This window comes from Pseudomonas sp. BN415 (assembly GCF_029871195.1).
Classification (GTDB): Bacteria; Pseudomonadota; Gammaproteobacteria; order Pseudomonadales; family Pseudomonadaceae; genus Metapseudomonas; species Metapseudomonas resinovorans.
Window position 1 is genome coordinate 344,771 of the sequence record NZ_SSOK01000061.1, and the last position, 20,904, is coordinate 365,674.

Sequence of the window (20,904 nt, forward strand, 5' to 3'; positions counted from 1 at the left end):
CTGCCGGCAGGCGTCCGCATTGTATCGCCCGTTATGTTGCCGACTTGAGCGGCAGCGGCTTCAGGCGGGCTGGGGCTGGAGAATGGTGCGCAGGGACTGGACGTGTTCGGCAGCATCCAGGCCGAGGCTGGTCAGGTAGCCGCCGTCGGGCTGGGTGATCAGGCCCTTCTGGTGCAATCGCATCACTGCGGCCTGGGCCTTGGGGTTGGCATTGTTGTGGACTTTCAGGCCTTCCTGGGTGTTATCCAGGTTGAACAGGGCCAGCAGTTCGAATTCGGCAATGAGTTCGGGGGTGAAGACCATGATCGCTCCTAGTTCTTGTTGTACCGCGGAGGCCGGCAATGGCCGGCCGGAATCTGGAGTCTATGGAGTGTAGAGAGGTCAGGCCTGATCTTCAGGCAGGTCCGGCAGTGCCCGCAAGGCCTTTTCGTACCATTCGGTGTCGAAGGCGCGGTCGGCCGCGAGCATGGCATCGATCTCGTGGGCCAGGACCAGCGCCATCAACTGGAGAATCTCCTCGCGCTCGTAACCCACCAGGCTGAGCTTGTTGAAGGTGGCGCGGGCAGCGGGCGGTTCACCGGCCTCGATCTGGTTCTCGATGGCCTGGGTCAGCGTGGCTTCGGCGAAGGCTTCCTCGCCTTCATCAATGTCGTCGGTCATTGCGATTTCCTGTCATCGAGACAACCGGGCGGCGCGTGGGGCGTCACCCGGCAAGAGGGTCAGCGGGCGGCGAGCAGGGCTTTGCCGCGCTCAACGGCGGCGCGCACCTGGTTCGGTGCGGTGCCGCCGATGTGGTCGCGGGCGTTGACCGAGCCTTCCAGGGTCAGCACGGCGAAGACGTCGTCGCCGATCTGGTCGCTGAACGTGCGCAGCTCCTCGAGGCTCATCTCGGCCAGATCCTTGCCGCTGTCCACGCCGTACTTCACCGCGTGGCCGACGATTTCGTGGCAGTCGCGGAAGGGCAGGCCCTTGCGCACCAGGTAGTCGGCGAGGTCAGTGGCGGTGGAGAAGCCGCGGCGGGCCGCTTCGCGCATGATTTCGCGCTTGGGCTTGATCGCCGGAACCATGTCGGCGAAGGCGCGCAGGCTGTCGCGCAGCGTGTCGGCGGCGTCGAACAGCGGCTCCTTGTCTTCCTGGTTGTCCTTGTTGTAGGCCAGCGGCTGGCCTTTCATCAGGGTCAGCAGGCCGGTGAGGGCGCCGAAGACCCGGCCGGATTTGCCACGCACCAGCTCCGGCACGTCGGGGTTCTTCTTCTGCGGCATGATCGAAGATCCGGTGCAGAAGCGGTCGGGCAGGTCGATGAACTGGAACTGGGCACTGGTCCAGAGCACCAGCTCTTCGGAGAAGCGCGACAGATGCATCATCGCCAGGGAGGCGGCAGCGCAGAACTCGATGGCGAAGTCGCGGTCGGACACGCCGTCCAGGGAGTTGCCGCCGACGGCATCGAAGCCGAGCAACTGGCAGGTGACTTCGCGCTGGATGGGGTAGGTAGTACCGGCCAGGGCGGCGGAACCGAGCGGCATGCGGTTGACCCGCTTGCGGCAGTCCACCAGGCGCTCATGGTCGCGGCTGAGCATCTCGAACCAGGCCAGCAGGTGGTGGCCGAAGGTCACCGGCTGGGCGGTCTGCAGATGGGTGAAGCCCGGCATGATGGTGTCGGCTTCCGCGTCGGCCAGCCCCAGCAGGCCCTGCTGCAGGCGGGTGATTTCGCTGAGGATGATGTCGATCTCGTCGCGCAGCCACAGGCGGATGTCAGTGGCCACCTGGTCGTTGCGCGAACGGCCAGTGTGCAGCTTCTTGCCGGTGATGCCGATGCGGTCGGTCAGGCGTGCTTCGATGTTCATGTGCACGTCTTCCAGGTCCACGCGCCAGTCGAAGCTGCCGGCTTCGATTTCGCCCTGGATTTGTTTCAGGCCGTCGATGATGGTGTCGCGCTCTGTCTCGCTGAGTACGCCGACCTGTGCCAGCATGGTGGCATGGGCGATGGAGCCCATGATGTCGTGGCGGTACAGGCGCTTGTCGAAGTCTACGGACGCGGTGAAACGGGCGACGAAGGCGTCGACGGGCTCGCTGAAGCGGCCACCCCAGGACTGGTTGGTCTTGTCGGTGCTCATGGGTTCACTCGGTGAGGATGGTGAAAGAAAGCCGATGGGCCGGAAAATACCGTCGATAATAACAGTGTTGCCGAAAAAACCGGCGCGGCCTGTCCGGTCGGGGGCTGGGCAGATTGCCGGAGCCTTTCACGGACGTGCCGTGGATTTGATGGTTCAGTACAGGCTTTTGCCCGGCGACCCCGATTTGTCGCCTGCCGGGCCATTGGGGATATGTCCGGGATGCCGAAGCGCCTGAAAAAGAAAGCGCGTTCCAGAACCGCCAACGACGATTTCTTTCTGCCGGAGCTGTGCCTGCCCGAAGCATTGCTCGGGCTGGTACTGTTGGCGGAACTGCTGGTGCTGGTGCTGGTGCTGGCCGAGCCCATGTTGCCCAGCTTCAATTGGGTGCGCCTGGCCCTGACCTCGCTCTTCGTGCAATGGATCGTCCTGCTCTCCGCTGCGCTGCTGTGCCAGCTGCGGCCGCTGCTGGCGCGTTTGCGCGCGGCGCTGGCCGGTGGCCTCTGTTGCGCCTTGGTGGTGGGCCTGACCCTGGCCGGCACCGCGGTGGCCGACTACTTCGATCTCGGCGGGCCGCTGCCGCGCAATGGCGAGGTCAACCTCTACCTGCGCCACGGGCTGATCAGCCTGATCATGTCGGCGTTACTGCTGCGCTACTTCTACCTTCAGAGCCAGTGGCGCAAGCAGCAGCAGGCGGAACTCAAGGCGCGTATCGAGTCACTGCAGGCTCGCATCCGGCCGCACTTCCTGTTCAACAGCCTGAACAGCATCGCCAGCCTGGTGGTGATCGACCCGGACAAGGCCGAGCAGGCTGTGCTCGACCTCTCCGACATATTTCGTGCCAGTCTGGCCAAGCCTGGCACCCTGGTTGATTGGGGCGAGGAGCTGGAGTTGGCGAAACGATATCTCTCGATCGAGCAATATCGTCTCGGAGAACGGCTACAGTTGGATTGGCAGGTGAATGAAGTACCGGACGATCTGCCCATCCCCCAGTTGACGCTGCAGCCTTTGCTGGAGAACGCCCTGATTCATGGCATCCAGCCGCGCATCGAAGGGGGGCTGGTACGGATCGAAGCGGATTATCGCGACGGTATGTTCCGCCTCTGCGTGAGCAACCCTTACGAAGAGGTCCAGGGACAGTTGCCATCGCGTGGTACCCAGCAGGCTCTGCGCAATATCGACGCCCGCCTGACGGCACTTTTCGGGCCGCGGGCAAGTCTCAGCGTGGAGCGCCGTGACGGCCGCCACTTCACCTGTCTACGCTATCCTTGTGCGAGACTCACGCAGGAAGCCCGTGCGATATGAATGTCCTGATCGTCGACGATGAACCCCTTGCCCGCGAGCGCCTCAGCCGTCTGGTCGGCGACCTCGAGGGGTACCGTGTACTGGAGCCTGCCGCCAGCAATGGCGAGGAGGCACTTACCCTGATCGACAGCCTCAAGCCGGATGTCGTTCTGCTCGACATTCGCATGCCCGGCCTGGACGGGTTGCAAGTGGCCGCCAGGCTCTGTGAGAAGGAGGCACCGCCAGCGGTGATCTTCTGCACGGCACATGACGAGTTCGCCTTGGAGGCTTTCCAGGTCAGCGCCGTGGGCTACCTGGTCAAACCCGTGCGCTCTGAGTCGCTCGCCGAGGCGTTGAAGAAGGCCGAGCGACCAAATCGTGTGCAACTCGCTGCGCTGACCCGTCCTGCTGCGGTCAGCGGGAGCGGTCCCCGAAGTCACATCAGCGCCCGTACCCGGAAAGGAATCGAACTGATCCCGCTGGATCAGGTGATCTTCTTCATCGCCGACCACAAGTACGTGACCTTGCGCCACGAACACGGTGAAGTGCTGCTGGACGAGCCGTTGAAAGCGCTGGAGGACGAATTCGGTGATCGCTTCGTGCGCATCCACCGCAACGCCCTGGTGGCCCGTGAGCGCATCGAGCGCTTGCAGCGCACCCCGCTGGGGCATTTCCAGCTCTATCTCAAGGGGATGAACGGAGAGGCCCTGACCGTCAGCCGCCGCCATGTCGCTGGTGTGCGGAAACTGATGAACAACCTCTGACCGGCTGCCGTCGAACAGATTGACGGCAGTCCGGCGTTCGCCCGCTGCGTTTCTTCGACAACCCGTGTCGCTGCGCGACAACCACCCGCGCCCAGGCAGTGCACGGGCCTGTTATGATTCCGGGCATTACCGTTTCCGGAAATGATCATGTCCCGCGAGATCCGCATCGCCACCCGCAAGAGTGCCTTGGCCCTGTGGCAGGCCGAATACGTCAAAGCCCGTCTCGAGGAGGCGCATCCTGGCCTCAAGGTCAGTCTGGTGCCCATGGTCAGCAAGGGTGACAAGCTGCTCGACGCGCCGTTGGCGAAGATCGGTGGCAAGGGCCTGTTCGTGAAGGAACTGGAAACCGCCCTGCTGGAGAACGAGGCTGACATCGCCGTGCACTCGATGAAGGACGTCCCCATGGACTTCCCCGAAGGTCTCGGCCTCTATTGCATCTGCGAGCGCGAAGACCCGCGCGACGCTTTCGTCTCCAACCGCTTCGACAGCCTCGACACCCTGCCTGTCGGCAGTGTGGTCGGTACCTCCAGCCTGCGTCGCCAGGCCCAGTTGCTGGCCCGCCGACCGGACCTGAAGATCCAGTTTCTGCGCGGCAACGTGAACACCCGTCTGGCCAAGCTGGATGCCGGCGAGTACGACGCCATCATCCTCGCTGCTGCCGGCCTGATCCGTCTCGGCTTCGAGGGTCGCATCCGTTCCTCGATCAGTGTCGAAGACAGCCTGCCAGCCGGCGGCCAAGGTGCCGTTGGCATCGAGTGCCGTACCGCCGACAGCGAGATCCATGCGCTGCTGGCGCCGCTGCACCACCGGGACACCGCCCTGCGGGTTATCGCCGAGCGCGCCTTGAACAAACACCTGAACGGCGGCTGCCAGGTGCCTATCGCCTGCTACGCCGTACTTGAAGGCGACCAGCTCTGGCTGCGCGGACTGGTCGGCCAACCCGATGGCGGCCAGCTGCTGCGCGCTGAAGCCCGCGCGGCTGTCGCCGATGCCGAGGCCCTGGGTGTGAAGGTCGCCGATGAACTGCTGAAACTGGGCGCCGAGGCTATCCTCAAGGCCGTCTACGGCGAGGCCGGTCACCCGTGACGGGCTGGCGGTTGCTGCTGACGCGCCCCCTTGAGGAGTGCGAGGCCCTGGCCGCGGCTCTGTCGGAGCAGCAGGTCTTCAGCAGCAGCCTGCCGCTGCTGGCCATCGAAGCTCTCGAGGAAACGCCCGAACAGCGCAGCGTGATCCTCGAACTCGACCGTTACTGTGCCGTGGTGGTGGTCAGCAAGCCTGCGGCACGCCTCGGCCTCGAGCGGCTCGACCGCTATTGGCCGCAACCTCCGGCGGACCAACACTGGTTCAGCGTTGGCGCAGCTACCGGCACCCTGCTCCAGGATTACGGCCTGCCTACGACCTGGCCGGAGGCAGGTGACGACAGCGAGGCCCTGCTGACGCTGCCGCAGCTGGCTGAAGCGCTGTCCGTGCACGACCCCAAGGTGCTGATCATGCGCGGCGAAGGTGGCCGAGAATTCCTTGCCGAGCGCTTGCGCGGCCAAGGCGTCGCGGTCGACTATCTGGAACTCTACCGGCGCTGCCTCCCGGATTACCCGGCCGGCACCCTGGCGTCTCGTGTCGAGTCGGAGCGCCTGAACGGCCTGGTGGTCAGCAGTGGCCAGGGGCTGGAGAACCTCCAGCGTCTGGCAGGGGACGCCTGGCCAGAGCTGGCCCGCCTGACCTTGTTCGTACCCAGCCCGCGGGTGGCTGAACAGGCTGCCGAGGCGGGCGCGAAGAATGTTGTGGACTGCCGTGGCGCCAGTGCCGCGGCCTTGTTGGCCGCGCTCAGGCAGTATCCGGCGCCGGCCCACTGATGCGAAGGATGGATACGTGAGCGAAGCAGAAGCCCCGAAACAAGAGCAACACACCGCAGCCGCCGAACCCGTCACCCCCAGCAGTGCTGCGCCTGCCCCTCGGGGCAATGGCCTGGCCCTGTTCGCCCTACTGGTGGGCGCCGCCGGCATCGCCGCGGGCGGCTGGGGCATCTGGCAGGTTCGAAATCTGGAAGCCCGCGACCAACAGCAGCTCAGCATGGTCGAGGACGCGCGTGGCCAGACCCGCGCCCTGGCCCAGCGTGAGCAGCAACTCACCCAGCGCCTGGAAGAGCTGCCCAGCGCCGCCGAGCTGGATGAGCGTCGTCGCCTGCTGGTGGACCTGCAGGGCGACCAGCAGCAACTGCGCCAGCGCCTGGAAACCATCCTTGGCGCCAGCCGCAAGGACTGGCGCTTGGCCGAGGCCGAGCACCTGCTGCGCCTGGCCAGTTTGCGCCTGTCCGCACTGCAGGACATCTACAGCGCCACCGCTCTGGTGCAGGCGGCCGACGATATCCTTCGCGAGCAGGATGACCCCGCAGCCTATGCTGCCCGCGAACAGCTGGCGAAAAGCCTGGTCGCCCTGCGCAGTACCGCGCAGCCGGACCGCACCGGCCTGTTCCTGCAATTGGGTGCCCTGCGTGAACAGGCAGCCCAGCTCAATCCGTTGGTACCTGCCTTCGAGGACAAGGGCGGTGTGCTGATGGACATGGCCGCCGAAGGCGATGGCCGCAGCCGCTGGTCTGAGTGGCTGGAAAAGCTCTCTCACTATTTCCGCATCCAGCTGAATGCCAGCCAGGACATCAAGCCGCTGCTCGCAGGGCAGAGTCTGTCGCAGGTCCGGCTCGCCCTGTCGCTGGCTCTGGAACAGGCGCAATGGGGCGCGCTGCACGGCCAGACCCAGGTCTACCAGCAGTCGTTGCGCCAAGCCCGTGAAGTGCTCAGCGGCCACTTCAATGAAGAGAACCCGGACAGTCGCGCCCTGCTGGCACGCCTCGACGAACTCGCAGGCAAGCCTGTGGAAGTGCAGGCGCCTGATCTCGCGCCGGCGCTGAGTGCGTTGCAGTCCTATCTGCAGCGTGTTCCTGGCGCTACTCCCGCCGAAACCGAGGAGCCGGGTGCTGCCGAGCCGGCCAAGGAGGCCGGCCAATGAAGCGCCTGTTCAAGGTCCTGCTGATCCTCCTGGTGATTGGTGCTGCCGCTGCGCTCATTGGCATGGCGGTGGCCCAGCACAAAGGCTACGTGCTGGTGGCCTACAAGGGCTTCCGCTACGAATCCACCCTCTGGGCCACCCTGGCGCTGCTGGCGGTGCTCTGGTTGCTGTTCGCTGGCCTGCGATACCTGCTGCGGCTGGTGGCAGTGTCCGGTGGTGTGGTCAATCCCTGGTCGCGACGCAATGCCCGGCGCCGTGCGCGCCTGGCTTCCGAGCAGGGCCTGCTGGATCTCGCCGAAGGCCGATGGGCGCGCGCACTACGTCATCTCAAGCGTGCCGCCGAAGGCGATTCGCAGCCGCTGATCTATTACCTGGGCGCCGCTCGTGCCGCGCAGAAGATCGGGCAGATCGAAGAAGCCGAGCAACTGCTGGAACGTGCCCTGGAGCGCCAGCCCCAGGCCGAGCTGGCCATCGCCCTGGCCCATGCCGAGTTGCAGCTGGACCGTGGTGACTCCGTTGCCGCACTGGAAACCCTCAAGGCCGTTCACGAGCGTCATCCGCGTCATCACCAGGTGCTGCGTCAACTTCTGCATCTGCATGAGGTGCGCGGCGACTGGTCCTCCCTTGTTGGCCTGCTGCCGACCTTGCGCAAAGAGAAGGCGCTGCCGGAAAGCCAACTGGCAGAGCTCGAGCTGCGTGCCTGGAGCGCGCGCCTGCACCAGGCTGGCGAGGAGGGGCAGAACGAAGGCGAAGCCGCCCTGCAGCCCCTCACCCGAGCCTGGCAGCAACTGACGTCCTCCCAACGCAACGAACCCCGCCTGGTGCTCGCCTTCGCCGAGCAACTGCGCCGGTTGGGAGCGGAGGAAGAGGCCGAGGAATCCGTACGCAGCGCCATCAAGCGCGGCTACGATGATGCCTTGGTGCGACTTTACGGCCTGCTGAGAGGTCGCGATCCGGTCCGTCAGTTGCAGACGGCAGAAGGCTGGTTGAAGGAGCACCCGAGTGACGGGACGCTGCTGCTCACCCTTGGCCGGCTGTGCTTGCGCAACCGCCTTTGGGGCAAGGCAAGGGAGTACTTCGAGAGCAGCCTGAGTTTCCGTCGTGATCCGGAAACCTGCGCGGAGCTGGCTCGCCTGCTTGCGCAGCTGGGAGAGGTAGAGCGCAGCAACCAACTCTTCCAGGAAGGGCTCGGCCTGCTCGATCAGCGCCTGCCGGCCTTGCCCTTGCCGGCCGAAAAGATTGCCTGATGCGAAAAGGCCCGGGAACCCCCGGGCCTTTTTCATCGCGGCTCGCTCGGATCAATTCCCCGCATAGTCGATGCGATAGATAGCCCCGGCGTGGTCGTCGCTAACCAGCAGGGCGCCCTCCGGGGTAACCAGCACGTCCGCCGGGCGGCCCCAGACTTCCCCATCCTCCAGCCAACCCTCGGCGAACACGCTCTGGCGTTTCAGGCTGCCGTCAGGGTTAAGCTCAACTCGCTTGATCCGGTAGCCAATTTTCTCGCTGCGGTTCCAGGAGCCGTGTTCGGCGATGAACAGATTGTTGCGGTACTCCGCCGGGAACTGGCTGCCGGTGTAAAAGCGCAGGCCGAGTGGCGCCACATGAGGGCCGAGCTTGGCCACGGGGGAGACGAATTCGCTGCAGGGGCGCTGGGAGAACTTCGGGTCTGCCAACTCGCCAGCATGGCAGAAGGGAAAGCCGAAATGCTGGCCGGCCTTTTCCAGGCGGTTCAGCTCGCAGTCCGGCACATCGTCACCCATCAGGTCACGGCCGTTGTCGCTGAACCAGAGCTCACCGGTCTGCGGATGCCAGTCGAAGCCCACTGTGTTGCGCACACCGCGCGCCACCAGCTCCATGCCACTGCCATCTGCGTTCATGCGGTGGATGGCGGCGTAGAGGTCGGGGTTCTCGTTGCAGACATTGCACGGTGCGCCCACCGGCACGTAGAGCTTGCCGTCAGGGCCGAAGGCGATGAACTTCCAGCCGTGGTGGGTTTCTCGCGGCAGGTCCGCATAGACCACCTCAGGCTCGGGCGGGGCATCCAGTCGCGACTCTATATCGCGCAGGCGCAGGATTCGGCTGACCGCCGAGACGTAAAGATCGCCTTCCTTGTAGGCCACGCCGACCGGCAGCTGTAGGCCGCTGGCGATAGTGCGAACCTTGCCGCTCGAGGGATTCAGTGCGTAGACCTTGCCCGCCGCATTGCTGCCGACGAACAAAGTCCCGCGTTCGCCCCAGGCCATCTCCCGGGCGTTGGCAACCTGGTCGCTCACCAGCGTGATGCGAAAGCCTTCGGGTAGCCTGATGCGATCCAGAGGCAGGGCAGCCATCGCCAGCCCGGGCAGCAGCAGAAACGTAAGCACCAGTAGCCGACACATGGCAGTGTTCTCCGGATAGGCGACCTCCACCAGCCTAGACGGTCGCCTTGAAAGCCCAAGGTGCTTTCCACTACCGTATCGCCCTTTCCGATAACCCAACGGAGCCGCCATGTCCCTGGCAAGCCCGCGTTCGCTTTTCCTGCTCGCCTTCCTCGGCTGTGTCGCCATCATGGGCGGTGCGCTTTATCTCGAACACGCCCTCGGTCTCGAGCCTTGTCCGCTGTGTGTCGTCCAGAGGGTGTTCATCATCGCCTTTGGCGTCATCTGCCTGATCGCTGCACTGCATGGTCCAGAACACATCGGACGGCGCGTCTACGCCGCACTGGCGCTGCTGTTCTCCGCAGGCGGCGCTGCTGCTGCCGGGCGCCAGATCTGGCTGCAGAGCGTGCCGGCGGACCAATTGCCTGCCTGCCTGCCGAGCTTTGACTACATGATCGAGGCCTGGCCCTTCCTCGATATCCTCAAAACCATGCTCCACGGTACTGCCGATTGCGCGGAAGTGACCTGGACCCTGTTCGGCATGAGCATCCCCGAGTGGAGCCTGCTGGCCTTTGCCGGCTGCGTGCTGTTCTCGCTCTATCAACTGCTGCGCCGCGCCTGACTGAATTGGGCGCATGACCTGTCGTGCGCCCTTCGCCTGTAAGTTCCCGCCTGGTTCTCCTGCGTTCTTTCCCTGCGCCAATCCGTCACGCAGCGCTCAAGGCTCCGGCCAGACCAGCCGTGGCCTGCCAATTAAACGCTCGTATGAATTTTTTCCTGCCCGTGCCTTGCTGGTAGTGCCCTGCGGGCATAATCTGGCCCGCACGCGCCGCCGGAATATTGCCGTTTTGGTGGTGTCTTCCCAGGATCTTGCACCGGTCGACAAAAAACCGTCTCGGAGCGGACGTATAACGGCATTACCGAATTAGGGAAGTGAGGTCGTCACCATGCTCGAAAGTTGCCAGAACGCTCAGGAACGTTGGGGTGGCGTGCACCAGCTGATCGACCGCTGGTTACAGGAACGCCAAGAGTTGGTTCGCGTCTACAGCTCGCTGAGCGACAAGCCCCAGGCCCCCAGCGCCAATGCAGAAGGGCTGCAAAGGTTTTGTGAGGTCCTGCTGGACTACGTTTCCGCAGGGCACTTCGAGGTCTACGAGCAACTGCTCAACGAGGCGAAAGCGTTTGGTGACCAACGCGGCCTCGACCTCGCCAAGCAAATCTATCCTCGCATCGAAGCCATCACCGAAGTTGCGCTGGCCTTCAACGACCGCTGCGACAACGGCGACTGCCGTGACCTCAGTTTGACGACCGAGTTGACGAATCTCGGGCAACTGCTTCACGAACGCTTCGAGCTGGAAGACTGCCTGATCGAAGTGTTGCACAACGCCCACCAGGGACAGGCCTCGCAACCGGCCTGACTGCACCCTGCTGGCGCTGGAATCGGGCCGGGGTACGCCCCGCAGGCCTTATTCCAGAGCCTTCCTGGCGTTGCCCAGCTGTCGGCGCGAACAGGGTTCCCCGGCCTTGCATTGCCAGGTTCGGATCGCTCCAGCGGAACCCTGTACCGACACCTAGTCGCAAGGCCTGTGCGGGCGGAATGGCTTGGCCTCTGGCGACTCGCGAAACAGGCGACTAGTATGGGCCAAATAACGCCCGCCAGGAGGCATACCATGTCGGCCAAGAAGAAGCCCGTAAGCACCCCGCTGCACCTGCTGCATCAGCTTTCCAACAGCCTGCTCGAACACCTCGAAAACGCCTGCGCCCAAGCCTCGGTCGACGCTGAAAAGTTGCTGACCAAGTTGGAGAAACAGCGCGGCAAGACCCAGGAAAAACTGCATGCCGCACGCACCAAGCTGCAGGACGCGGCCAAGGCCGGCAAAGCCAAGGCGCAAGCCAAGGCCAAGGACAGCATTGGCGAACTCGAAGCCTTGCTGGACACCCTGAAGAATCGCCAGGCCGAAACCCGGACCTATATCGCCCAGCTCAAGCGCGACTCCCAGGAAAGCCTGAAGCTCGCCCAGGGCGTCGGCAAAGTACGTGAGGCTGCCACCAAGGCACTGACCTCCCGCGAAGCCAAACCTGCTGCCGCCAAGGCGGTTGCGAAGCCGGCTGCCAAACCTGCGGCCAAACCCGCTGCCAAGGCCGTTGCTGCCAAGCCCTCGGCGAAACCAGTTGCTAAAGCGGCTGCGAAGCCGGTTGCAAGGGCTGCTGCCAAGCCTGTTGCGAAGCCGGCTACCAAGGTTGCCGCTGCGAAACCTGCTGCCAAGGTTGCAGCCAAGCCGGTTGCAAAGGCCGCCGCTGCCAAACCTGTCGCAGCTAAACCTGCTGCCAAGGCTGCAGCCAAGCCAGTTGCGAAGGCCGCTGCTGCCAAGCCTGCCGCAGCCAAACCTGCGCCTAAAGCTGCAGCTAAACCGGCCGCGAAACCAGCTGCTAAAGCTGCAGCCAAGCCGGCCGCGAAGCCCGCCGTTGCGGCGAAACCCGCAGCCGCCGCCAAGCCTGTCGCCAAACCAGCTGCGACTGCTGCCGCTGCCAAACCCGCGGCGAAGAAGCCAGCGGCTAAACCGGCCGTGAAGAAAGCCGCTCCGGCCAAGCCCGCAGCCGCCAAACCCGCCGTAGCACCGGCTGTCAAACCGGCTGCCGCTACTCCGGTCGCTCCGACAGTGCCGGCTGCCGCGCCGGTTGCCAGCGTGGCGCCGACCAGCAGCAACGGTGCTTCCCCGACGTCACCGTCGAACTAAAGCGCCAGGGCCGCGACGCGCAGTAGATCGAGCGCGTCGCGGTCCGCTCCTTCCAGCCCCGGGCAAATGCCCAGAAGCCAAGGCTGAACCTGCTCCATCCCTCCTTCTGCCCAACCATCGGTGGCGCCTTCCAGGCGCGCCAGCAGTTTGCGCTCGGCGTCCATTTCAAGCGCCTTGATCTGCTCTCGTAACCCGGCCAACGCCTGATCGTCCTGCGCTTGCGTCCGCCAGTTCTGGCGGAGTTCACGTAACGGTTTCACCACTTGTTCCTGCCAGGGCTCGCACACCTTGTTCAGGGCGTCCAGGCGTGAGGCGTCGAACGTTGCGCCGCACCGTCCCAGCCAGCAGGCTGTGAGCAACAGGCAGACGTCGGCGCCAGTCTCCTGAAGATGCAGGCAGGCCTGTTCGACACCGGGCTCGGTGTAGAGGCGAAGGGCGAAAGTCCACAGGTCTGAAGTCATGGCGCTCCTCGGGCGATGGGGCGACGAAGCTGATAAACTCCGCCGCCATCATGATCCGACTGCAAAATCTCACTCTACAGCGTGGTCCGCAGCGCCTGCTAGAAGGCGCTGAAATGACCCTGCACGCCGGCCAGAAGGTCGGTCTCATCGGCGCCAACGGTGCCGGCAAATCCAGCCTGTTCGCCTTGCTGCGCGGCGAGCTGGGGCCTGATGCCGGCGATTGCCTGCTGCCCGCTGATTGGCGCATCGCCCACATGCGCCAGGAAGTGGACAACCTGGAGCGCCTGGCCGTGGACTATGTGCTTGACGGCGACCAGCACCTGCGCCAGGTACAGCGTGACCTTGCTGCCGCTGAGGCGGGCCACGACGGCACTGCCATTGCCCGCCTGCACATCGAGCTGGACAGCGCCGACGGCTACACGGCGGACGCCCGCGCGCGCAAGCTGTTGGCCGGCCTTGGCTTCACCTCGGAGCAAATGGACCGCCGCGTCGGCGACTTCTCCGGCGGCTGGCGGATGCGTCTCAACCTTGCCCAAGCGCTGATGTGCCCGTCCGAACTGTTGCTGCTCGACGAGCCCACCAACCACCTTGATCTCGACGCCATCCTCTGGCTCGAAGAGTGGCTCAAGGGCTACCCAGGCACCTTGCTGCTGATCTCCCATGACCGGGACTTCCTCGACGCGGTCGTCGACAACGTCGCGCATCTCGAGCAGCAGAAGCTGACCCTGTACCGCGGTGGCTACTCGGCCTTCGAGCGCACCCGCGCCGAGCGACTGGCGCAGCAGCAACAGGCCTACGAAAAACAGCAGGCCCAGCGTGCGCACATGGAGAAGTACATCGCCCGCTTCAAGGCGCAGGCGACCAAGGCTCGTCAGGCACAGAGCCGGATCAAGGCGTTGGAGCGCCTCGAAGAGCTGGCGCCCGCCCATGTGGATTCGCCCTTCGACTTCAGCTTCCGCGAGGCCGACAAGATCTCCAGCCCGCTGCTGGATCTGTCCGAAGGCCGCTTGGGCTATGGCGACAAGGCCGTGCTCCAGCAGGTCAAGCTGCAGCTGGCGCCGGGCGCTCGCATCGGTCTGCTGGGCCCCAACGGTGCAGGCAAGTCGACCCTGATCAAGACGCTTTCCGGCGACATCGAGCCCCTCGGCGGGCGCTTGGCACGCGGTGAGAACCTGGCCATCGGCTACTTCGCCCAGCACCAGTTGGATGCGCTCGACGCCAAGGCCAGCCCGCTGTTGCACCTGCAACGTATCGCACCGAGCGAACGTGAACAGACCCTGCGCGACTTTCTCGGTGGCTTCGACTTCCGCGGTGATCGCTGCGACGAAGCGGTGGTCAATTTCTCTGGTGGCGAGAAGGCGCGCCTGGCCCTTGCGCTGATCGCCTGGCAGAAACCGAACCTGCTGCTGCTCGACGAACCGACCAACCACCTCGATCTGGAAATGCGCCTCGCCCTGACCATGGCGTTGCAGGATTTCGCGGGTGCCGTCCTGGTCGTGTCCCACGACCGTCATCTGCTCAAGAGCACCACCGACGAGTTCCTGCTGGTGGCCGATGGCCGCGTGCAGAGTTTCGATGGCGACCTCGACGACTATGCCCGCTGGCTGGTGGATTACCGAGCGCGCCAGGCTCCCGTGACCAGTACACCTGTGAACCCGGACAAGACCGACAAGCGCGCCCAGCGCCAGGCTGCGGCCGCCCTGCGTCAGCAACTGGCGCCGCACAAGAAGGAAGCCGACAAGCTGGAGAAGGACCTGGGCAAGGTGCACGAGCAGTTGGCGGGCATCGAGGAACGCCTGGGCGATTCCGCCCTTTACGAGGCGACGCGCAAGGACGAACTGCGTGACCTGCTGGCCGAGCAGGCGCGCTTGAAGGCCCGCGAGGCCGAACTGGAAGAAGCCTGGCTCCTGGCCCTGGAAACCCTGGAGGATCTGCAGCGGCAACTGGAGGCCGCGGACTGATGGATGACCTGCAACTCCTGACTGCCTGGAGCGAGCCGCTGATCCGCGCAGCGCAGGTATTGCTGATCGTGCTGCTGGCCTGGCTGGTGCAGCGCATCGTCACCCGCGGCATCACCCGTCTCGGGCAAAGCTATCCCCAGCTGCCTTCCGAGCTGATGTTGCCCCTGCGTGGGCTCCTGCGCTGGATGATCCTCGGCAGTGCTTTCATGCTGGTGCTGGAGCGTTTCGGCGTGTCGGCCGAAGTGCTGTGGACCGCCCTGACCGGTTTTGCAGCCGTGGCCGCCGTGGCTTTCTTTGCCATCTGGAGCGTGCTCTCCAACATGTTCTGCGCGGTGCTGATCTTCTCCCTGGGGCCGTTTCGCCTGGGGGACAAGGTGGAGGTGATAGAAAGCGCTGACAAGCCGGGCGTGAAGGGCAGGGTGATCGCCATCAACCTCTTCTACACCACCCTCGAAGATCTCAGCGAAGACTGCCATGGCGCGCTGGTGCAGGTGCCCAACAGCCTGTTCTTCCAGAAGGCTGTGCGCCGCTGGCGCTGACGGTACTGGGCAGCGGTTGGACGAAGGGGTAGGCTCTGCGGCCTGCCTTTTTCGTTTCCGAGGTATCTGCCATGGCGCTTCAGACCTGGCTCGCTTTCCTGGTCGCCTGCTGGGTGATCAGTCTGTCACCGGGTGCCGGTGCCATCGCCTCCATGTCCTCCGGCCTGCAATACGGCTTCCTGCGTGGCTACTGGAACGCGCTTGGCCTGCAGATCGGCCTGGCCCTGCAGATTGCCATCGTCGCCGCCGGCGTCGGCGCCATCCTCGCCACCTCCGCCCTGGCCTTCAGCCTGATCAAGTGGTTCGGCGTGATCTATCTGGTCTACCTCGCGGTGAAGCAGTGGAAAGCGTTGCCCAGCGACCTCAGCAACGATTCCGCCGAACGCCCCATCGGACGCCCGCTCACCTTGGTGCTGCGCGGTTTCCTGGTGAACTTCAGCAACCCCAAGGCGATTGTCTTCATGCTCGCCGTGCTGCCGCAGTTCATCGACCCCCACGCGCCGCTGGTGGAGCAGTATCTGGTGATGGGCGTGACCATGATCACCGTCGACCTGATCGTCATGGCCGGCTACACCGGCCTCGCCGCCCGCGTCCTGCGTCTGCTGCGCACGCCGGGTCAGCAGCGGGTGATGAACCGCAGCTTCGCTGCACTGTTCGTCGGTGCCGCAGCATTGCTGGCGACCGTGCGCCGGGCGCCAGTCTGAGCCGCGCATCTCCCGGCGAGCAGGCGCTCGCCGGGCGTCTTCCGGTCTGAAATCTCTTTCCGGCGATCTGTCCAAAGGATTTTTAACCCTGCTACAGGCCAGGTTTGGCGGGACCTGTAGCCAAGTCATGCGACAAATCACCGCTGCGGGTCAAGCTATCCGGGGTTGAGCTGAGTCGTTAGGAAGGTAACAATTCCGCTCCCCATTCTCATTTGAGATTGACTCATGTTCCCGATTCCGAGATTGCTCAGCTGGCTCCTGATGCCGCTGATGGCGCTCTGCAGTTTCAGCCTGATGGCCGACCCGGCCGACGGCGCCGCCCAGGCACTGCACCTGCTCAGTTACATTGGTGCCGACTACCCAGCCACCGTGGTCGATGGCAAGGTCATCGACTCCGGTGAATACCGCGAACAGATCGAATTCCTCGGTGTGCTGCAGGGCCTGATCGTTGCCCTGCCGGCTCGTGATGGCCAGAAGGACCTGGAACAGGGCGTCGCCAGCCTGCACCAGGCCATCGAAAGCAAGCAGGATGGGGCCGCCGTTGCCCGCCAGGCGCGTCAGTTGGCCACCCGGCTGGCGGCGACCTACGAGGTCAGCCAGGCTCCGCTCATCACCCCGGACCCCGCCCGTGGCGCACCACTTTATGCCCAGCATTGCAGTGTCTGCCACGGCGACAGCGGTGCCGGTGACGGCCCGGCGGGCCTGGGGCTGGAGCCGCCACCGGCCAATCTGCGCGATCAGGCGCGGATGGACCGGATGAGCCTCTACGACCTCTACAACACGCTCGGCCTGGGTGTTGAAGGCACCGATATGCCGGCCTTCATCGACCAGCTGGATGATCGTCAGCGCTGGGATCTGGCCAGCTACATCGCTGGCTTCAGCGCCGATTCTTCGGTGAAAGGCCAGGCCATCTCCCTAGGGGAGTTGGCAGGCCGCACGCCGGAGGAAGTCGGCGTCAGCCAAGGCGTTGCTGCCCAGGCGTTGTTCCGTGCCCAGCGGGCCCAGCCGCCGATCCAGCAGCGCGGGCCCAAGGAGCTGATCGGCCATACCCGCGCGACCCTGGAGCAGAGTCTCAAGGCCTACCGTGATGGCGATGCCGACCAGGCCTACGACCTTTCGGTCGCTGCCTACCTCGAAGGCTTCGAGCTGGTGGAAAGCTCCCTCGACAACCTCGATGCGGTGCAGCGCAAGACCACCGAGCGTGCGTTGATGGCTTACCGGCAGGCCCTGCAGGATCGCCAGTCCGTGGGGCAGGCGGCGCAGTTGCTGGAGCAGGCCAAGGCTGAGCTGGACAAGTCCGCGAACCTGCTGGGTGGCGATGGGTTGAGCGGCTCGTTGAGTTTCATTTCCAGCCTGCTGATCCTGTTGCGTGAGGGCCTGGAGGCGATCCTCGTGCTGGCTGCGATCCTCGCTTTCCTGCGCAAGACCGGCCAGGAGCATGCGGTACGCGGCGTCCACGTCGGTTGGGGGCTGGCCATCGTTGCCGGCTTCGCGACTTGGGCGGTGGCAGCCTTCCTGATCGATGTCGGTGGTGCCCAGCGCGAGCTGATGGAAGGCTTCACCGCGCTGTTCGCCTGCGTGATGGTGCTCTGGCTCGGTGTGTGGATGCACGACCGCCGCCATGCGGCTGCCTGGCAGAGCTATATCAAGGAACACCTGCTGAGCAGCAGCGGCCGGTTCGGCTTCGCGACCCTGGCGTTCTTCTCGGTGTACCGCGAGCTGTTCGAAGTGATCCTGTTCTACGAAACCCTCTGGCTGCAGGCCGGCCCGGCCGGTCACAGCATGGTGATCGCCGGTGCGGTGACTGCGCTGGTGCTGCTGGTGGGGCTGGCCTGGGTCATCCTGCGTGGTTCAGCGAAGTTGCCGCTGGGAACCTTTTTCATGGCCAACGCCATGCTGCTTTGTGCCCTGTCGGTGGTGTTCGCCGGCCACGGCGTGGCGGCGCTGCAGGAAGCCGGGGTGCTGGGCACTCGTCCGGTGCCTTTCTTCGAGTTCGACTGGCTGGGCATCCATCCGGACGCCTACACCCTGTCGGCGCAGGGGCTGGCGCTGTTGGCCATCGCGGCGCTCTATGGCCGCAGCTGGCTGCGCGAGCGCGACGCGGCTCGGGCTTGAATCCAGGGCGAGGGGTGTAAACTCCTCGCCCTTTTTCATTTCGGAAGGTGAAGCCAATGCGCGTCTGGATCGATGCCGATGCCTGCCCTCGGGCGGCCAAGGACCAGGTGATCAAGTTCGCCCTGAAGCGCAAGTTCGAGGTGGTGCTGGTGGCCGGGCAGAGCCAGGTGAAACCGGCCTTCGCCTGCGTGCAGCTGGTGGTGGTACCCAGCGGACCGGATGCCGCCGATGACTACCTGGTGGAGAACGCCGTGCCTGGCGAACTGGTGATCTGCAGCGACGTACCCCTGGCCGATCGCCTGGTGAAGAAAGGCGTGGTTGTACTCGATCCGCGCGGTCGCGAGTTCGACGAACGCAACATGGGCGAGCGCCTGGCGGTGCGTAACCTGCTCACCGACTTGCGCGACCAGGGCCAGATGGGCGGTGGCCAGGCGGCCTACGGTGAGAAGGAGCGGCAGGCCTTTGCCAACACCCTGGACCGCTTGCTGACGAAACTGAGCCGACGCTGATGTGGAGGGCACGCCTGCGGCCTGCTTGGCGAATGAAATGGCTATGTCTGCTAGAGATTGACCCATGGGCCAAGAGCCTTGTAGGAGCTGGCTTGCCAGCGAAACGGGGCCATTCGCTGGCAAGCCAGCTCCTACGGGCGATGCAGGTGCTTGCAACACGTCATGCAGACATAGCCAATGAATTCGCCGCTACAGGATGAGCCCGGTCACGATCTGCTCAGCCACAGAGGTAGGTACCGGTGCCCACCGCCACCAGTGTGCCGTCGTCGGCGTGCAGTTCCGAACGCACCACGGCCACCTTGTTGCCTGAGCGCAGCAGCACGGCGGTGGCGGTGAAGTGCTGGCCGCGACCGGGGCGCAGGTAGTCGATACGCAGGTCGATGGTGCCGAGCTTGGATAGCCGCGCCATGCGCTCCGTTGTGGATAAGTGCTGGTGCCGTTCGAAGGCACCGATCAATGCCATGGCACCACCCACGACATCGAGCAGGCTGGAAATCACCCCGCCGTGGAGGATGCCGTGGACGAAGTTGCCGATCAGCTCGTCCTTCATGGGCAGGTGCATGACCACTTTCTCGGTGCTCATCTCGCCGAGCTGGATGCCGAGCACTCGATTGAACGGAATGCGTTCGAAGAAGCCCGCAACGGCCTGTTGCAGTTCAGGGGTGAGGATGAAGTTGGTCTGGCTCATGGCGCCTCCTGGATACATCGATGCTTCGACGCTGCCGCAGAAACGGCCGGGGTGCCAGAGGGGCGGCGGGAGAGGCGGGAGGATTGGCCGGATCGACACGGGGCGGGTGGCTGGCGCCACCCGCCCGGGGGACTTCAGTGGGCCAGTTCCAGCACCCGGTCCACCAGTTTGTAGATGCCGGCGGCGGCTTCGCTGATGGACTGCGCCAGCATGTAGGCCGGGGTGGTCACCAGCTTGCGTCGCTCGTCTTCGACGATTTCGCTGACCACGCAGTCCACGTGCCGGGCGCCCATTTCCGCCAGGGCAGCTGCAGTACCAGCGTCGTTGCCGATGGTGCAGCTCACGCCCTCGCCGTAGATCTTCGCCGCCAACGCCGGGGCGATGCAGATCAGACCCACGGGTTTGCCCGCCTCGGCAAAACCTCGGGCGGCGGCCAGCACGTCGGGCTGGACGGTGCAGTTGGCGCCACTGATGGCGAAGTCAGAAAGGTTTTTTGCTGCGCCGAAGCCACCGGGAACGATCAGGGCGTCGAAGTCGGCGGCATTCAGTTCTCGCACGTCCTTGATCTCGCCACGAGCGATACGAGCCGATTCCACCAGCACGTTCCGGCTCTCTGGCATCTCGTCGCCGGTGGTGTGATTGATCACATGGTGCTGTGCGATGTTCGGGGCGAAACACTGGACCTTGGCACCGCGCTGGTCCAGGCGCAGCAGGGTGACCACGCTCTCGTGGATCTCCGCACCGTCATAAACGCCACAGCCGGACAGGATCACGGCAACTTTCTTGGTCATGGACATCTCCAGGTCATTGGGCCGGCCCGAGGGTTTCGCGCAGGAACGCAAGCGCGCGTCGCTGGGCATCCTGGGCTGGGCCGGGTTGGTAGGTATTCAGGTCGCTGCGCTGGTCGAAGACGTGGTCGGCATCGCCGTACTGCACCAGCTCCAGACGTGCATCGTCCAGACTGTCGAGGGCCGAGAGGCACTGCTTGTGGTCGGTGATGTGGTCCTTGCCACCGAGGAACATCAGCACCGGCGTGTTGTGGCCAAGGCCTGCACGCAGGTGGGCGGGGAAGCCGCAGTAGGGGTAGTAGGCGATCACGCCACGCACACCGGCCAGCGCGCCTTTGCCTGTGGCAGGGAAGCCGTGGCCGGCACTGCCGTCATAGGAGAGGGCGTCGAGGATGGTCCAACCGCCGTGGGAATAACCAAGCAGGGCCAGCTTGCTGCTGTCGATGGCCGGGTTCTTCCGTGCCAGTGCCAGGGCTGCGTATACGTCGATGGCGCGTTCGTTGCCCCACAGGCGCTTGCCGTCGCAAACCGGGCGCCAGTTCTCGATGCCGCGCGCGGCGTGGCTGTCGACGAACATCACGGCGTAGCCGGCGGGCAGTAGCCAGGCGTTCACGTTGCGCATGAACAGCGGGCTCTGGCCGCTGCAGCCGTGGAACACCAGCACGGTGGGAAAGGGGCCGCTGCTGCCTTCCGGTGTGAACAGATCAAGGTGAGGTGCCAGGCGCTGCGCCGTCGCAGGCAGGTCGGCGGTTTGCGGCAGCAGGGCATCGCGATAGGGATAGAGTCCGAGCAGGGCCGCGCAGGCCAGGAGAAGCAGGAATATCAGGGCGGGTTTCAGGAGTTTGCGCATGCTGTCGTCATATGCCGCTTGGGTTGGCACGC

Annotated in this window: 22 protein-coding genes; 14 read left to right on the plus strand and 8 right to left on the minus strand. The window is 64.7% G+C overall.

Going from position 1 to position 20,904, the window contains the following annotated elements; all coding sequences use genetic code 11:
• Window positions 1-60 precede the first annotated feature (60 nt).
• The 3 genes from E8F20_RS20015 to argH all read right to left on the minus strand — a co-directional run bounded on the left by E8F20_RS20015 (window position 61) and on the right by argH (window position 2,114).
• A complete protein-coding gene (locus tag E8F20_RS20015) occupies window positions 61-303 on the minus strand; it encodes a TIGR02647 family protein (RefSeq protein WP_028626854.1) in 243 nt (80 codons plus the stop codon).
• A gap of 78 nt (window positions 304-381) precedes the next feature.
• Complete coding sequence (locus E8F20_RS20020; protein ID WP_280285292.1) at window positions 382-660, minus strand: hypothetical protein; 279 nt, start codon at window positions 658-660, stop codon at window positions 382-384.
• A 59-nt stretch (window positions 661-719) separates the two neighbouring features.
• Window positions 720-2,114: an argininosuccinate lyase gene (gene argH, locus E8F20_RS20025; protein ID WP_280285293.1), complete on the minus strand. Its 1,395-nt coding sequence runs from the start codon at window positions 2,112-2,114 to the stop codon at window positions 720-722.
• A gap of 219 nt (window positions 2,115-2,333) precedes the next feature.
• On the opposite strand from argH, the gene E8F20_RS20030 reads away from it, so the two are divergent.
• From E8F20_RS20030 to E8F20_RS20055, 6 genes are all read left to right on the plus strand, one after another.
• Window positions 2,334-3,416, plus strand: coding sequence for a sensor histidine kinase (locus E8F20_RS20030; RefSeq protein ID WP_280285294.1), 1,083 nt, complete (start codon window positions 2,334-2,336; stop codon window positions 3,414-3,416).
• A complete protein-coding gene (locus E8F20_RS20035; protein ID WP_016495333.1) occupies window positions 3,413-4,159 on the plus strand; it encodes a LytTR family DNA-binding domain-containing protein in 747 nt (248 codons plus the stop codon). The genes E8F20_RS20030 and E8F20_RS20035 overlap by 4 nt, the downstream gene beginning before the upstream one ends.
• A gap of 144 nt (window positions 4,160-4,303) precedes the next feature.
• Window positions 4,304-5,245: a hydroxymethylbilane synthase gene (gene hemC / locus E8F20_RS20040; RefSeq protein ID WP_280285435.1), complete on the plus strand. Its 942-nt coding sequence runs from the start codon at window positions 4,304-4,306 to the stop codon at window positions 5,243-5,245.
• Window positions 5,242-6,012 (plus strand): uroporphyrinogen-III synthase, encoded by a 771-nt coding sequence (locus E8F20_RS20045; RefSeq protein ID WP_280285295.1) that lies wholly within the window; start codon window positions 5,242-5,244, stop codon window positions 6,010-6,012. Before hemC ends, E8F20_RS20045 begins: the two co-directional genes overlap by 4 nt.
• A gap of 16 nt (window positions 6,013-6,028) precedes the next feature.
• Window positions 6,029-7,162, plus strand: a complete 1,134-nt coding sequence (locus tag E8F20_RS20050; protein ID WP_280285296.1) for a uroporphyrinogen-III C-methyltransferase — start codon at window positions 6,029-6,031, stop codon at window positions 7,160-7,162.
• Window positions 7,159-8,409 carry a heme biosynthesis HemY N-terminal domain-containing protein gene (locus tag E8F20_RS20055; RefSeq protein WP_280285297.1) on the plus strand — a complete coding sequence of 417 codons (1,251 nt, stop codon included), beginning with the start codon at window positions 7,159-7,161 and terminating at the stop codon, window positions 8,407-8,409. The genes E8F20_RS20050 and E8F20_RS20055 overlap by 4 nt, the downstream gene beginning before the upstream one ends.
• Before the next feature lie 51 nt (window positions 8,410-8,460).
• Here E8F20_RS20055 and E8F20_RS20060 read toward each other — a convergent pair whose 3' ends face one another.
• Window positions 8,461-9,540, minus strand: a complete 1,080-nt coding sequence (locus tag E8F20_RS20060; protein ID WP_280285298.1) for a PQQ-dependent sugar dehydrogenase — start codon at window positions 9,538-9,540, stop codon at window positions 8,461-8,463.
• A gap of 109 nt (window positions 9,541-9,649) precedes the next feature.
• On the opposite strand from E8F20_RS20060, the gene E8F20_RS20065 reads away from it, so the two are divergent.
• From E8F20_RS20065 to E8F20_RS20075, 3 genes are all read left to right on the plus strand, one after another.
• Complete coding sequence (locus E8F20_RS20065) at window positions 9,650-10,141, plus strand: disulfide bond formation protein B (RefSeq protein ID WP_280285299.1); 492 nt, start codon at window positions 9,650-9,652, stop codon at window positions 10,139-10,141.
• A 325-nt stretch (window positions 10,142-10,466) separates the two neighbouring features.
• On the plus strand, window positions 10,467-10,937 hold the full coding sequence (locus E8F20_RS20070) for an Rsd/AlgQ family anti-sigma factor (protein WP_028626844.1): 471 nt from the start codon (window positions 10,467-10,469) through the stop codon (window positions 10,935-10,937).
• A gap of 252 nt (window positions 10,938-11,189) precedes the next feature.
• Complete coding sequence (locus E8F20_RS20075) at window positions 11,190-12,257, plus strand: AlgP family protein (RefSeq protein ID WP_280285300.1); 1,068 nt, start codon at window positions 11,190-11,192, stop codon at window positions 12,255-12,257.
• Here E8F20_RS20075 and E8F20_RS20080 read toward each other — a convergent pair.
• Window positions 12,254-12,718 carry a TIGR02444 family protein gene (locus E8F20_RS20080; protein ID WP_280285302.1) on the minus strand — a complete coding sequence of 155 codons (465 nt, stop codon included), beginning with the start codon at window positions 12,716-12,718 and terminating at the stop codon, window positions 12,254-12,256. The genes E8F20_RS20075 and E8F20_RS20080 overlap by 4 nt on opposite strands.
• A gap of 50 nt (window positions 12,719-12,768) precedes the next feature.
• Here E8F20_RS20080 and E8F20_RS20085 point away from each other — a divergent pair, with 50 nt between their 5' ends.
• The 5 genes from E8F20_RS20085 (at window position 12,769) to E8F20_RS20105 (ending at window position 18,546) form a co-directional block, all read left to right on the plus strand.
• Window positions 12,769-14,679, plus strand: coding sequence for an ATP-binding cassette domain-containing protein (locus E8F20_RS20085; protein ID WP_280285303.1), 1,911 nt, complete (start codon window positions 12,769-12,771; stop codon window positions 14,677-14,679).
• Window positions 14,679-15,218, plus strand: coding sequence for a mechanosensitive ion channel family protein (locus E8F20_RS20090; protein WP_280285304.1), 540 nt, complete (start codon window positions 14,679-14,681; stop codon window positions 15,216-15,218). Before E8F20_RS20085 ends, E8F20_RS20090 begins: the two co-directional genes overlap by 1 nt.
• Before the next feature lie 71 nt (window positions 15,219-15,289).
• Window positions 15,290-15,922: a homoserine/homoserine lactone efflux protein gene (gene rhtB / locus E8F20_RS20095; protein ID WP_028626839.1), complete on the plus strand. Its 633-nt coding sequence runs from the start codon at window positions 15,290-15,292 to the stop codon at window positions 15,920-15,922.
• Window positions 15,923-16,147: 225 nt separating this feature from the next.
• Window positions 16,148-18,037: a cytochrome c/FTR1 family iron permease gene (locus E8F20_RS20100; RefSeq protein ID WP_280285305.1), complete on the plus strand. Its 1,890-nt coding sequence runs from the start codon at window positions 16,148-16,150 to the stop codon at window positions 18,035-18,037.
• Between the two features lie 56 nt (window positions 18,038-18,093).
• Window positions 18,094-18,546: a YaiI/YqxD family protein gene (locus E8F20_RS20105; protein ID WP_280285306.1), complete on the plus strand. Its 453-nt coding sequence runs from the start codon at window positions 18,094-18,096 to the stop codon at window positions 18,544-18,546.
• A 217-nt stretch (window positions 18,547-18,763) separates the two neighbouring features.
• Here E8F20_RS20105 and E8F20_RS20110 read toward each other — a convergent pair whose 3' ends face one another.
• From E8F20_RS20110 to E8F20_RS20120, 3 genes are all read right to left on the minus strand, one after another.
• Entirely contained in the window at window positions 18,764-19,234 is a 471-nt protein-coding gene (locus E8F20_RS20110) for a thioesterase family protein (RefSeq protein ID WP_280285307.1), read from the minus strand.
• 134 nt (window positions 19,235-19,368) lie between these two features.
• Window positions 19,369-20,025: an isoprenoid biosynthesis glyoxalase ElbB gene (elbB, locus tag E8F20_RS20115; protein ID WP_280285308.1), complete on the minus strand. Its 657-nt coding sequence runs from the start codon at window positions 20,023-20,025 to the stop codon at window positions 19,369-19,371.
• Window positions 20,026-20,038: 13 nt separating this feature from the next.
• On the minus strand, window positions 20,039-20,872 hold the full coding sequence (locus tag E8F20_RS20120; protein WP_280285309.1) for a dienelactone hydrolase family protein: 834 nt from the start codon (window positions 20,870-20,872) through the stop codon (window positions 20,039-20,041).
• Between the last annotated feature and the right edge of the window lie 32 nt (window positions 20,873-20,904).

What these genes read in the sequence shown, in the direction of transcription:
- elbB (WP_280285308.1), bottom strand. Translation starts at nt 20,025, where the DNA reads ATGACCAAGAAAGTTGCCGTGATCCTGTCCGGCTGTGGCGTTTATGAC.
- E8F20_RS20035 (WP_016495333.1), top strand. Translation starts at nt 3,413, where the DNA reads ATGAATGTCCTGATCGTCGACGATGAACCCCTTGCCCGCGAGCGCCTC.
- E8F20_RS20090 (WP_280285304.1), top strand. Translation starts at nt 14,679, where the DNA reads ATGGATGACCTGCAACTCCTGACTGCCTGGAGCGAGCCGCTGATCCGC.
- E8F20_RS20070 (WP_028626844.1), top strand. Translation starts at nt 10,467, where the DNA reads ATGCTCGAAAGTTGCCAGAACGCTCAGGAACGTTGGGGTGGCGTGCAC.
- E8F20_RS20100 (WP_280285305.1), top strand. Translation starts at nt 16,148, where the DNA reads ATGTTCCCGATTCCGAGATTGCTCAGCTGGCTCCTGATGCCGCTGATG.
- E8F20_RS20105 (WP_280285306.1), top strand. Translation starts at nt 18,094, where the DNA reads ATGCGCGTCTGGATCGATGCCGATGCCTGCCCTCGGGCGGCCAAGGAC.
- E8F20_RS20030 (WP_280285294.1), top strand. Translation starts at nt 2,334, where the DNA reads ATGCCGAAGCGCCTGAAAAAGAAAGCGCGTTCCAGAACCGCCAACGAC.
- E8F20_RS20075 (WP_280285300.1), top strand. Translation starts at nt 11,190, where the DNA reads ATGTCGGCCAAGAAGAAGCCCGTAAGCACCCCGCTGCACCTGCTGCAT.
- E8F20_RS20055 (WP_280285297.1), top strand. Translation starts at nt 7,159, where the DNA reads ATGAAGCGCCTGTTCAAGGTCCTGCTGATCCTCCTGGTGATTGGTGCT.
- E8F20_RS20020 (WP_280285292.1), bottom strand. Translation starts at nt 660, where the DNA reads ATGACCGACGACATTGATGAAGGCGAGGAAGCCTTCGCCGAAGCCACG.
- rhtB (WP_028626839.1), top strand. Translation starts at nt 15,290, where the DNA reads ATGGCGCTTCAGACCTGGCTCGCTTTCCTGGTCGCCTGCTGGGTGATC.
- argH (WP_280285293.1), bottom strand. Translation starts at nt 2,114, where the DNA reads ATGAGCACCGACAAGACCAACCAGTCCTGGGGTGGCCGCTTCAGCGAG.
- E8F20_RS20015 (WP_028626854.1), bottom strand. Translation starts at nt 303, where the DNA reads ATGGTCTTCACCCCCGAACTCATTGCCGAATTCGAACTGCTGGCCCTG.
- E8F20_RS20060 (WP_280285298.1), bottom strand. Translation starts at nt 9,540, where the DNA reads ATGTGTCGGCTACTGGTGCTTACGTTTCTGCTGCTGCCCGGGCTGGCG.
- E8F20_RS20080 (WP_280285302.1), bottom strand. Translation starts at nt 12,718, where the DNA reads ATGACTTCAGACCTGTGGACTTTCGCCCTTCGCCTCTACACCGAGCCC.
- E8F20_RS20110 (WP_280285307.1), bottom strand. Translation starts at nt 19,234, where the DNA reads ATGAGCCAGACCAACTTCATCCTCACCCCTGAACTGCAACAGGCCGTT.
- E8F20_RS20120 (WP_280285309.1), bottom strand. Translation starts at nt 20,872, where the DNA reads ATGCGCAAACTCCTGAAACCCGCCCTGATATTCCTGCTTCTCCTGGCC.
- E8F20_RS20065 (WP_280285299.1), top strand. Translation starts at nt 9,650, where the DNA reads ATGTCCCTGGCAAGCCCGCGTTCGCTTTTCCTGCTCGCCTTCCTCGGC.
- E8F20_RS20085 (WP_280285303.1), top strand. Translation starts at nt 12,769, where the DNA reads ATGATCCGACTGCAAAATCTCACTCTACAGCGTGGTCCGCAGCGCCTG.